Origin of the sequence: Jatrophihabitans sp., assembly GCF_046262535.1 — a bacterium.
In the GTDB taxonomy this organism is placed as follows: domain Bacteria; phylum Actinomycetota; class Actinomycetes; order Mycobacteriales; family Jatrophihabitantaceae; genus Jatrophihabitans.
This window is the reverse complement of the sequence record NZ_JBHEMO010000117.1, coordinates 1-10,644: the sequence shown is the minus strand read 5'-3', so window position 1 is coordinate 10,644 and position 10,644 is coordinate 1. Positions and strand designations below refer to the sequence as shown.

The window sequence follows — 10,644 nt, the reverse complement described above, 5'->3', positions numbered from 1 at the left end:
ATGACCGGCCTGGACGTCGAGGCGATCCGCAAGGACTTCCCGATCCTTGCGCGCGAGGTGCACGGGGTGCCGTTGGTGTACCTCGACAGTGCCAACACCTCGCAGAAGCCGCAGGTCGTGCTCGACACGATCACCGAGTTCTACGCGCGGCACAACGCCAACGTCGCCCGGGCCGTGCACACGCTTGGCTCCGAGGCCACCACCGCGTTCGAGAACGCGCGGGACAAGGTGGCCGCGTTCGTCAACGCGCCGAACCGCGACGAAATCGTCTTCACCAAGAACTCCTCGGAGGCGCTGAACCTCGTCGCCTACTCGATCTCCAACGCGACGACGTTCCCCGGCGCCGACCGGTTCCGCATCGGCCCCGAGGACGAGATCGTGGTCACCGAGATGGAGCACCACAGCAACATCGTGCCGTGGCAGTTGCTCGCACAGCGCACCGGCGCGACGTTCCGCTGGCTCCCGATCGACGACGACGGCCGCCTGGTCGAGTCGTCGATCGACGAGGTCATCAACGAGCGCACGAAGATCGTCGCCTTCGTCCACCAGTCGAACGCGCTCGGCACGGTCAACCCGGTGCAACGGATCGTGGCTCGCGCCAAGTCCGTCGGCGCGCTGACCGTCATCGACGCCTCGCAGTCGGCCCCGCACCTGCCGCTGGACGTGCAGGCACTCGGCGCCGACTTCGTCGCGTTCACCGGACACAAGATGTACGGCCCGACCGGCGTGGGCGTCCTCTGGGGCCGCTACGACGTGCTCGCCGAACTGCCGCCGTTCCTCGGTGGCGGCGAGATGATCGAGACCGTCGACCTGACCGGCACCACCTACGCCCCGCCGCCGCACCGCTTCGAGGCCGGCACGCCCATGATCGCCGAGGCGGTCGGCCTCGGCGCGGCCGTCGACTACCTGACCGCCCTCGGCATGGACAACGTGGCCGCGCACGAGCACGAGCTCGTCGAGTACGCCCTGCCGAGCCTGGCCGCCGTCGAGGGATTGCGCATCATCGGCCCGCCCACGGCGGTCGATCGCGGCGCCACGATCGCGTTCACCCTGCCGGGCATCCACCCGCACGACGTCGCGCAGCTGCTGGACGAGCACGGCATCGCCGTCCGCGCCGGGCACCACTGCGCCCGCCCGGTCTGCGTCCGCTACGGCGTGGCCGCCACCACCCGGGCGTCCTTCGGCATCTACACCACCACCGATGAGATCGATGCGCTCGTCCGCGGTGTTCAGCAGGTGAAGGAGATGTTCAGCAGATGACGATGTCGATGGATTCCATGTACCAACAGATCATTCTCGATCACTACAAGAACCCGCAGCACCGCGGCCTGCCCGAGAACTTCGACGCCGAGGTGCACCACGTCAACCCGACCTGCGGCGACGAGGTCACCCTGCGTGTGCGGGTCACCGACGGCACGATCGCCGAGCTCGGCTGGGAGGGCGAGGGCTGCTCGATCAGCCAGGCGTCCACGTCGGTGATGAGCGATCTGGTGGTCGGCAAGCCGATCAGCAATGCCCTCGAGCTGCAGCAGAAGTTCCTCGAGTTGATGCAGTCGCGCGGCACGGCCGAGATCACCGACGCCGACGAGGAACTGCTCGAGGACGCAGTCGCGTTCGAGGGCGTTTCGAAGTACCCGGCGCGAGTGAAGTGTGCGCTGCTGGGCTGGATGGCGATGAAGAGCGCAGTCGCCGACGCAGAAGGGGAGCAGTCATGACGTCAAGCGACACCACCACCGTTCCGTCCCGCGACGAGATCGACGAGGCCATGCGCGACGTCGTCGACCCCGAACTCGGCATCAACGTGGTCGACCTCGGCCTGCTCTACGACGTACGCGTCGACCCGGGCGCCGACGGGAACGTCATCACCATCGACATGACCCTGACCTCGGCCGCCTGCCCGCTGACCGACGTCATCGAGGACCAGGCGAACTCGGCCCTCACCGGCGGTCCCAAGCCGCTCGCCAGCGAGTTGAAGATCAACTGGGTCTGGATGCCCCCATGGGGCCCGGACAAGATCACCGACGACGGCCGCGAGCAGCTGCGCGCCCTCGGCTTCAACGTCTGAGCGGGAGCGCCTCCATGAGTTCAGCGGTCAGCGCACCGCCCACCGCGCGCGCCTTGCGACTGGTCGCGATGGTGGAAGCGGTCTCGTGGCTGGCTTTGATCGTCGCGACCGTCGTCAAGTACAGCACCGACCCGCACAAGCAGTTGGGTGTGCAGATCATGGGTCCGATCCACGGCGTGCTGTTCCTGATCTACGTCGGGCTCACGCTCGAGGTCCGGCGCCGGCTCGACTGGGACGGCCGCACGACGCTAATCGTGCTGGCTGACTCGATCCTTCCCGGTGGCGGGTTCCTCGCCGCCCGCCGCGCCGACCTGCGCTGAGCCGGCCGGCTCCGTCGATACGGCGCGCTGACTGCCGACCGCCGCGGACAAGCCGACCGCGATCGCGCACAGGGCCGCCGCGCAGTAGAACGCCAGGTCGTAGCTCCCGTTGCGGTCGCGGATCATGCCGGCGCCGGATGCCGCCAGCGCGGCGCCGAGCTGGTGCGCGGCGAAGACCCAGCCGAAAACGATCGGCGCGGTGGCCCCGAAGTGTCGGCGACACAGGGCGACGGTCGGCGGCACGGTGGCCACCCAGTCCAGGCCGTAGAAGAGGATGAAGACCCACGTGCTGGGGCTGGTATTCGGGGACAGCAGAGAGGGCAGGGCCATCAGTGAGAGCCCGCGTCCGAGGTAATAGACGACCAGCAGCAGTCGCGGGTCGTAGCGGTCGGTGAGCCACCCCGACGCAACCGTGCCCGCGATGTCGAACACGCCGACCAGGGCCAGCAGCCCGGCGGCGGTCGTCGCCGGCATGCCGTGATCCTGAGCAGCGGGGATGAAGTGAGTGCCGATCAGCCCGTTGGTGGATGCACCGCAGATCGCGAAACTGCCGGCGAGCAGCCAGAAGACCCGGGTGCGGGCGGCGGCGAACAGGGCGTTGACGGCGGCTGCCGCGCTGCCGCCGACGCGGGCACTGGGCGGAGGGCCGGGATCGTCATCGGTGGCGCCGTAGGCCCGTAGGCCCAGGTCGTGTGGGTGGTTGCGCAAGAAGAAGAACACCAGCGGGACGACGGTCAGCGCGACGACGGCGACGACGAGAGCGGCCGTCCGCCAGCCGGAATGCTTCGTCACCGTCGCCACGAGCGGTAGGAAGATCAGCTGGCCGGTCGCGTTCGCCGCGGTCAGCACTCCCGTGACCAGGCCCCGCCGCTGGACGAACCAGCGGGTGGAGACCGTCGCCACGAAGGCCATCGACATCGACCCGGTGCCGACGCCGACGAACCCCCCCCAGAACAGCAGCAGTTGCCAGCTCTGCGTCATGAAGATCGTCAGGCCGCTGCCCGCCGACACGAGCAGCAGGGCGGAACAGACGACCGGCCGGATCCCGAATCGGTCCATCAGGGCGGCGGCGAACGGCGACATCAGCCCGAAGAGGGTGAGGTTGATCGACATCGCGGCGCCGATGGTGGCGTGCGACCACCCGAAGTTTTTGTGCAGCGGGTCCATCAGCACACCGGGGACGGAACGGAAGGCGCCCGCGCCGAGAATCGTGACGAACGTGATGGCGGCGACGATCCAGGCGGGGTGCAGGCGCGCGGGACCCGTCGATCCGCCTGCCGGAACCGTCGGCGCGATGTCGGGGACGCTCACCGGCTCATCCTCCTGGAGGGTGCCACGTCTTATCCAGTGGCAGGAACGCCAATACGTGCAAGAATCCTGCCATGCGTCCGTCCAGCCCGCACCGGGTCGCCGTCCTGCTGCTGGCACCGGTCATCGGCTACGACGCGACGATTCCGGTGCAGCTCCTGGGCTCGGCGACCGACGACGACGACCGCCCGCTCTACGACGTGCAGCTGGTCGGGCTCACGCGCGATCCCGTCCCCACCCCATCGGGTTACGCGATCGTGCCTCGATCGGACGTGAGCGCCCTGCGCACAGCCGACACGGTCATCGTCCCCGGCACCCGGCTGACCGGACCGCGGGCCGACGGGACCCTGCCGGCCGACGTCCGGGCGGCGTTCGACTCGATCCGGCCCGGCGCCCGGCTCGTCTCGATCTGCACCGGCGCGTTCGTCCTCGCCGCGGCCGGGGTGCTGGACGGCCGACCGGCCACGACCCATTGGGCCCACGCCGAATCGTTGCGCCGGCTGTATCCCGACGTGCGGCTGGACGAGGACCGGCTCTTCGTCGACGACGGGGACGTCCTCACCTCGGCCGGCCTGGCCGCGGGAGTCGATCTGTGCCTGCACCTGATCCGGCGCGACTTCGGCGTGGCCGCGGCGACCCGCACGGCGCGGTACAACGTGGTCGCGCCGTGGCGCGACGGCGGACAGGCCCAGTTCATCGAACGGCCGGTCCCGCCGGCCGCCGACGACGGGACGGCCTTCGCCCGCCAGTGGGCTATGGCCAACCTCGATCAGCCACTGGACGTGGCCCGGCTCGCCGGCGAGGCGCGGATGAGTGTGCGCACGTTCAACCGGCGCTTCCGCGAAGAGACCGGTCGCTCACCCGGCGCCTGGCTGATCGAGCGCCGGGTCGATGCCGCACGGCACCTGCTCGAATCGACCGACCTCCCCGTCGAAGAGGTGGCCCGGCGTTCCGGGTTGGGCAGCGGGGCGAGCCTGCGGCAACACCTGCGCGCGGCCATCGGCGTAGCGCCGCTCGCCTACCGGCGCACCTACCGCGGCGCCTGATTCGCTCCCGCTCAGGGGCGGACGTCCTGAGGGACTCGGATCAGCAGCGCCGTCACGCGCCCTTGCCGGTCGCGTCCTCGAGCAGGAATCGCATGCCGGGGCCGCCGCTGCGCCGCTCGCCGTCTGATGCGGTCACCGCGCCGTGGCCGTCCAGGATCACCAGGAACTGCCGGGCCGGAGGGGGATGGAACGCGGCGCCCTGCCAGGCCGCGTCGCTGCTGTTCACGGCCATCGATTCGGCCGGACCGAGACCGGCCACGTCCAGAGGCGCCGCTGGGGGAGCGAAGTCGACGCGGTTCATCGGCACCCGTACGTCCTCGAATGTGACTCGCCCTCGTCGTCGGCATAGACGCGGATGTACTCGAAGACCGCCATGGCCACAATTGCATCATGGCTCAGCCCAGGTCGGCGGCCGAGAATGTGTCGCACTGCTTCGGGTCACCGGTGCGGTAGCCCGTGCGCAGCCACTTCTCGCGCTGCGCGCCGCTGCCGTGGGTGAAGGATTTCTGGTTGACCTGCCCGTTGCCCAGGTTCTTCTGGATCCAGTCGTCGCCGATGTGCCCCGCGACCTGCAGCGCATTGGTGAAGTCCTGTTCGTCGATGGACGACACGATGGCCGGTTCGCCGTTCGGCCCGGGCTCGGTCGCGTGCTTGGCCCACACGCCGGCGAAGCAGTCGGCCTGCAATTCGAGGCGGACGGAATCCGACGTCGCGCCCTGCCGGCTGCGGACCTTGTTCTCGATGCCGAGCAGGTCCTGGACGTGATGGCCGTACTCATGGGCCAGGACGTACGCGTCGACGAACTTGCCGCCGGCGGCCTTGAACTGGCTCTCGATGTCGTTGTAGAAGGACAGGTCGATGTAGACCCGCTTGTCGGCCGGGCAGTAGAACGGGCCCGCGCCGCTGTCGGCCGAGCCGCAGCCCGTCGTGACCTGACCGGTGAACCACACGGTCGGCACCGGCTCGTAGGTCTGCCCCACTGCGGGCAGTTCTCTCGTCCAGTAGTCCTGGATCGAGTCGATGTCGGCCACCACGGCGCACTCGAGCTTGGCGTCGGCGTCGGCCCCGGTCTTGCACTCGGATTTGATGGAGCTGTTGTCCACGGTCGCCGGCTGACCGTTCTGACCCAACTGACCGAGGACGCTCGTCGCAGCGCCGCCACCCCCGCCGCCCAGGTAGGAGATCAGGAGGTAGGCGACCAGGCCGACGACGCCGAGCCCACCACCGCCGAAGGCCACGCCGCGGCCGCCGAAGCCGCCGCCGCCGCCTCGGGCGTCCTGCACTCCGGACGTGTCGAGTTGGGCGTCGTCGTTGTAGTCCATGCCGGGGCAACCCCAATCGCGGATGTCGTTGTCGGCACCGATCCTGCCCGCCCTGTCACCTGCCGCTAACGCCCCTGGGCGGTCTGACGCCGGTCGATGCCGCCGAGCAGGCGGTATTGGCCGGCGGCGGCGAGCAGTCCGGCGGCCAGGAAACAGGCCGACGTCAACGTCGGCGAGACGGAGTAGAGCGTCGTGCCCACCAGTGGCGCGATCAGTCCGGAGGCACCCCAGGCGAGGCCGAGCGCGCCGGCGTACCGGCCGCGCATGTGCTCCGGCGCGAGGGCGGCGATGGTAGCTTGGAAGGAACCGCTGATTGCGATCTCGCCCACCGTCCACACGACGACGGAGGCGCCGAACTGCCACGGCGAATCACAGAACGTGGTGGCGCCCAGCCCGACCCCGACGAGCGCGAGCCCGGCGGGCAAGGTCGTCCGGCGGGGTACGCGTTCGAGCCGTCCGATGGCCAGTGGCTGGAGGACGACGATGAGGACGCCGTTGACGGCGACGACGTAGCCGAACACCGACGCCGACAGCCCGCTGTGCGTGATGGCCAGCGGCAGGACCACGGTGACCTGGCCGTACAACACGGCGTAGACGAGCATGAGGCCGGTCGCGGCCAGCAGCAGCCGGTCCGCGCGCAGAACCCGCAACGGGTCGGCGAGCCGGGCCGACTGCTGGTCGGGTGCCGCATCGGGGCGGGTCTCCGGCACGAATCGCAGGGCCAGCATGCCGAAGGACAGCGTGGTGGCCGCGTCGATGACGAAGAGCGTGCCGAAACCGAGGTGCAGCAGGACGCCGGCCGCGACCGAAGCGACGGAGAAACCGAGGTTGATCGCCCAGAACTGGAGCGCGTACGCCCGCTCCCGGTTGTTCGCCTCGACCAGGTCGGCGATGGCCGCCGTCGCCGCCGGCCGGTACATGTCACCGACCGTCCCGACCGCGAAACCCAATGCCGCTATCGCCGGCAGGCCACGGACCACACCGAGCGCGGCGAGGGCGGCCGCCGTTGCCGCCAGACTTGCGGCGAGCGTGGGCCGGCGGCCGAACCGGTCGGTGAGGAAGCCCCCGAGCGGCTGGGAGAGCAGCGAGCCGACGCCCCACAAGGTGAGGACGACGCCGGCGGTGCGGACGGAGACGCCGCGCGGCCCGGTGAGATAGAGCACGAAGAAGGGCTGGATGAACGTGCCGGCCCGGTTCACCAGCGTGCCGAGCCAAAGCCACCAGAACGGACCGGGCAGACCACCCGCGCGGCGATCCATGAACAACCGCCAGCGCGAGGGCGGCGCGACGGGTGGGCTGTCGTCGGCCGGTGTGCTCGTGACGACGGGTTGCTCGTCCATTCCGGCCAATCAACCACGAACGGCCGATCCGGTCCGGTCATTTTCGACTGCGCAGAACCGGTACCGTTGGTGCCGTGGTGCGAACTGAGAGGTGACATGGCCGGCTCCGACACCACAGCCATGTCCACTTCCGGGAGTTTCTAGATGATCACCGCAACCGAACTCGAACTGCGCGCGGGCGCGCGCATCCTGCTCGAACCCACCACGCTGCGCGTCCAGCCGGGCGACCGGATCGGGCTGGTCGGGCGCAACGGCGCGGGCAAGACCACCAGCCTTCGGGCGCTCGCCGGCGAGACCCTGCCGCACGCCGGGCGCATCGATCGCAGCGGCCCGGTCGGCTACCTGCCGCAGGATCCGCGCACCGGTGACCTCGAGGTCCTGGCCCGCGACCGCGTCCTGTCCGCCCGAGGGCTCGACACCCTCGTCACCGACATCGCCAAGGCCCAGATCGAACTGGCCGAGCGCCCGCACGACGAGCCGCTGTTGCGCCGCTACGGCAGCCTCGAGGAGCGGTTCACCGCCCTCGGGGGATACGCCGCCGAGAGCGAGGCGGCCCGGATCTGCGCCAACCTCGGGTTGCCCGATCGCGTCCTCGCCCAACCGCTGGCCACGCTGTCCGGCGGCCAGCGCCGGCGCGTGGAACTCGCCCGCATCCTGTTCGCCGACTCCGGTGCCGAGCCGACGACGCTCCTGCTCGACGAGCCGACCAACCATCTGGACGCGGACTCGATCGTGTGGCTGCGCGATTTCCTACGCCAGCACAACGGCGGGCTCGTGCTGATAAGCCACGACGTCGGGTTGCTCGACGCCGTCGTGAACAAGGTCTGGTACCTCGACGCCAACCGGGCCGCGGTCGACGTCTACAACGTCGGGTGGAAGACGTATCTGCAGCAGCGCGAGGCCGACGAGAAGCGTCGGCACCGCGAGCGGGCGAACGCCGAACGCAAGATCGACTCCCTCAAGAGCCAGGCCGACAAGATGCGGGCCAAGGCCACGAAGGCGCGGGCCGCCCACCAGATGGATCGGCGGGCCGCAGCGCTCGCGGCGGGCCTGGCCGAGGTGCGGGTGCACGACAAGGTCGCACGCCTGCGATTCCCCGCGCCGGCACCGTGCGGCCGCACTCCGCTCACCGCGGGAGGGCTGTCCAAGTCCTACGGATCGCTCGAGGTCTTCACCGACGTCGACCTTGCCGTCGACCGCGGCGCCCGCGTGGTCGTGCTGGGCCTCAACGGCGCGGGCAAGACCACGCTGCTGCGGCTGCTCTCCGGAGTGGAGACGCCTGACACCGGCGAGGTGGTTCCGGGACACGGGCTGCGCCTCGGTTACTACGCGCAGGAACACGAGACCCTGGACCACGACCGCACGGTGCTAGAGAACATGCGCACGGCCGCCTCGAGCGTGGGACGCGCTGACCTGAACGACACCGAGCTGCGCAAGATCCTCGGCGCGTTCCTGTTCACCGGCGACGACGTCGAGAAGCCGGCGGGCGTCCTGTCCGGTGGCGAGAAGACCCGGTTGGCCCTCGCGATGCTCGTGACCGGCGCCGCCAACGTGTTGCTGCTCGACGAGCCCACCAACAACCTCGACCCGGTGAGCCGCGCTCAGGTGCTCGACGCGCTGCGCACCTTCGCCGGGGCCATCGTCCTGGTCACCCACGACGAAGGTGCGGTCGAGGCGCTGACACCGGAGAAGGTGATCTTGCTTCCGGACGGGATCGAGGACAACTGGAGCCCCGATCTAGCCGACTTGATCTCGCTCGCCTGATCGGGCATATCGGTCAGGGAGTGACACCGCTCACTGGCACGATTTAGCCGGGTGGCTTGGGGCGTACCGGCCGTTTGGTTCCGAAGCGCGCGGCACCCGACGTATGCGCGTCGAGTCGATCTTGCGGGGCCATATTGGTGCTGCTATCAAAACGGCGGAGTTCGAAAACGCGAGTCCCGCACGACGAATCACCTGGACTCGTCGGCACCGTGGAGGGGAAGACAAATGGCCGTACTCAAGAAGGGCGCGCGCATCACCGGCGCGGACCGGAACAAGCTGGCGAGCGAGCTGAAGAAGGCCTACGACAAGGGCAAGAGCATTCGCGAACTCGCCGACGTGCACGGCCGCTCCTACGGCTTCGTGCACCGGGTGCTGTCGGAGTCGGGCACCACGCTGCGTGGGCGCGGCGGCGCGACGCGCGGCAAGGCCGCGGCGAAGGGCAAGGCGCGCGCGAAGTAGCGCGTCGGTAACCTGGCGTCCGTGACGTCACTCGAGATCGACCCGGAGGCTGGCCTCCGGGTCGATCTTCGTAATGAGGCCGCGACGATCGTCCTGAACCGCCCGGACCGGCTCAACTGCCAGTCGCCGACGATGTGGGAGGCGCTCGTCGCCATCCGTCGCGAGCTGCCGGCGACCGTCCGCGTCGTGGTGCTGCGGGGCGAGGGACGCGCCTTCTCGGCCGGTCTCGACCGGACGCTGTTCACCGCCGACGCGGCCGACGGAATCCTGGCGCTGCCCCGTCTGCCCGAGGCCGAGGCGACTGCGCGCATCGCCCAGTGGCAGCAGGCCTTCGACTGGAGCTCGCGTCCGGATGTGGTGAGCATCGCCGCCGTGCACGGGCATGCGATCGGCGGGGGTTTCCAGCTCGCGCTCGGTACCGATATCCGCATCGTTGCCGAGGACGCGCAGTTCACCATGGCCGAGCCGGCACTCGGCATCGTGCCCGACCTCGGCGGTACGAAGCGACTCGTCGACCTGGTCGGGTACTCCATCGCCGCCGACATCTGCCTGACCGGGCGTCGAGTCGGTGCGGAGGAATCGTTGCGCATCGGGCTCGCGTCGCGCGTCGTGCCCCACGAGGGGCTGGACGCGGCCGTCGAGCAGACCGTCAAGGCGCTGCTCGCCGTCGATCGCGACGCCGCGGCCGAGACCAAGGCACTGCTCCAGCGCGCGCACGGACGTACGCAGGACGAGCAGCAGGCCGCCGAGCGAGCGGCGCAGTACCGTCGCCTGCGCGCGCTCGCCGGCCTCGAGTCCGAAGCCTGACGCGATCGCCCCGCCGGCGAAGGCGGGGGCTGGAGGTTGTGGAGGTGGTTGTAGCGGGGTTTCTGGGTGGGGGGTGGAGTCATACGGTCGAAGCAACGCTCTGTGAGGGAGCGTTTGGATGGCTGTTCGTACATGCACACGACTTCGCGGTTATGGACGGCGAGGTGTGCCGACCGCCGTGGAGGTCAGGGAGAGGTTGATCGAGCTCGTCTG

General features: G+C 69.7%; 12 protein-coding genes. 8 read left to right on the top strand and 4 right to left on the bottom strand.

Features of this window, described 5'->3' with window-relative positions:
• From ABR571_RS15920 to ABR571_RS15905, 4 genes are read left to right on the top strand one after another with little or no spacing between them, the layout of a single operon-like run.
• Entirely contained in the window at positions 1–1,260 is a 1,260-nt protein-coding gene (locus ABR571_RS15920) for a cysteine desulfurase (RefSeq protein ID WP_409454188.1), read from the top strand.
• Positions 1,261–1,262: 2 nt separating this feature from the next.
• On the top strand, positions 1,263–1,715 hold the full coding sequence (gene sufU / locus ABR571_RS15915) for a Fe-S cluster assembly sulfur transfer protein SufU (protein WP_409454189.1): 453 nt from the start codon (positions 1,263–1,265) through the stop codon (positions 1,713–1,715).
• Positions 1,712–2,065, top strand: a complete 354-nt coding sequence (locus tag ABR571_RS15910) for a metal-sulfur cluster assembly factor (RefSeq protein ID WP_409454187.1) — start codon at positions 1,712–1,714, stop codon at positions 2,063–2,065. The genes sufU and ABR571_RS15910 overlap by 4 nt, the downstream gene beginning before the upstream one ends.
• 14 nt (positions 2,066–2,079) lie before the next feature.
• A complete protein-coding gene (locus tag ABR571_RS15905) occupies positions 2,080–2,385 on the top strand; it encodes a DUF3817 domain-containing protein (RefSeq protein ID WP_409454186.1) in 306 nt (101 codons plus the stop codon).
• On the opposite strand, the gene ABR571_RS15900 is transcribed toward ABR571_RS15905, so the two are convergent.
• A complete protein-coding gene (locus ABR571_RS15900; protein ID WP_409454185.1) occupies positions 2,314–3,696 on the bottom strand; it encodes an MFS transporter in 1,383 nt (460 codons plus the stop codon). The genes ABR571_RS15905 and ABR571_RS15900 overlap by 72 nt on opposite strands.
• A gap of 71 nt (positions 3,697–3,767) precedes the next feature.
• Here ABR571_RS15900 and ABR571_RS15895 point away from each other — a divergent pair, with 71 nt between their 5' ends.
• Entirely contained in the window at positions 3,768–4,739 is a 972-nt protein-coding gene (locus ABR571_RS15895) for a GlxA family transcriptional regulator (protein ID WP_409454184.1), read from the top strand.
• Between the two features lie 52 nt (positions 4,740–4,791).
• Here ABR571_RS15895 and ABR571_RS15890 read toward each other — a convergent pair whose 3' ends face one another.
• The 3 genes from ABR571_RS15890 to ABR571_RS15880 form a co-directional block, all read right to left on the bottom strand.
• A complete protein-coding gene (locus tag ABR571_RS15890) occupies positions 4,792–5,046 on the bottom strand; it encodes a hypothetical protein (protein WP_409454183.1) in 255 nt (84 codons plus the stop codon).
• Between the two features lie 88 nt (positions 5,047–5,134).
• Positions 5,135–6,061 carry a neutral zinc metallopeptidase gene (locus tag ABR571_RS15885; protein WP_409454182.1) on the bottom strand — a complete coding sequence of 309 codons (927 nt, stop codon included), beginning with the start codon at positions 6,059–6,061 and terminating at the stop codon, positions 5,135–5,137.
• A 65-nt stretch (positions 6,062–6,126) separates the two neighbouring features.
• Positions 6,127–7,401, bottom strand: a complete 1,275-nt coding sequence (locus tag ABR571_RS15880; protein ID WP_409454181.1) for an MDR family MFS transporter — start codon at positions 7,399–7,401, stop codon at positions 6,127–6,129.
• 144 nt (positions 7,402–7,545) lie between these two features.
• On the opposite strand from ABR571_RS15880, the gene ABR571_RS15875 reads away from it, so the two are divergent.
• The 3 genes from ABR571_RS15875 (at position 7,546) to ABR571_RS15865 (ending at position 10,431) form a co-directional block, all read left to right on the top strand.
• Positions 7,546–9,165, top strand: coding sequence for an ABC-F family ATP-binding cassette domain-containing protein (locus ABR571_RS15875; RefSeq protein WP_409454180.1), 1,620 nt, complete (start codon positions 7,546–7,548; stop codon positions 9,163–9,165).
• A 225-nt stretch (positions 9,166–9,390) separates the two neighbouring features.
• The gene (locus tag ABR571_RS15870; protein ID WP_409454179.1) at positions 9,391–9,624 is read left to right on the top strand and encodes a helix-turn-helix domain-containing protein; all 234 of its coding nucleotides are present in this window, start codon (positions 9,391–9,393) and stop codon (positions 9,622–9,624) included.
• Positions 9,625–9,645: 21 nt separating this feature from the next.
• Positions 9,646–10,431, top strand: coding sequence for an enoyl-CoA hydratase/isomerase family protein (locus ABR571_RS15865; RefSeq protein WP_409454178.1), 786 nt, complete (start codon positions 9,646–9,648; stop codon positions 10,429–10,431).
• Positions 10,432–10,644: the final 213 nt, after the last annotated feature.

Bases quoted from the DNA above. Each gene is read 5' to 3' on its own strand.
- ABR571_RS15875 (WP_409454180.1), top strand. From the start codon at position 7,546: ATGATCACCGCAACCGAACTCGAACTGCGCGCGGGCGCGCGCATCCTG.
- ABR571_RS15885 (WP_409454182.1), bottom strand. From the start codon at position 6,061: ATGGACTACAACGACGACGCCCAACTCGACACGTCCGGAGTGCAGGAC.
- ABR571_RS15920 (WP_409454188.1), top strand. From the start codon at position 1: ATGACCGGCCTGGACGTCGAGGCGATCCGCAAGGACTTCCCGATCCTT.
- ABR571_RS15905 (WP_409454186.1), top strand. From the start codon at position 2,080: ATGAGTTCAGCGGTCAGCGCACCGCCCACCGCGCGCGCCTTGCGACTG.
- ABR571_RS15895 (WP_409454184.1), top strand. From the start codon at position 3,768: ATGCGTCCGTCCAGCCCGCACCGGGTCGCCGTCCTGCTGCTGGCACCG.
- sufU (WP_409454189.1), top strand. From the start codon at position 1,263: ATGTCGATGGATTCCATGTACCAACAGATCATTCTCGATCACTACAAG.
- ABR571_RS15870 (WP_409454179.1), top strand. From the start codon at position 9,391: ATGGCCGTACTCAAGAAGGGCGCGCGCATCACCGGCGCGGACCGGAAC.
- ABR571_RS15910 (WP_409454187.1), top strand. From the start codon at position 1,712: ATGACGTCAAGCGACACCACCACCGTTCCGTCCCGCGACGAGATCGAC.
- ABR571_RS15880 (WP_409454181.1), bottom strand. From the start codon at position 7,401: ATGGACGAGCAACCCGTCGTCACGAGCACACCGGCCGACGACAGCCCA.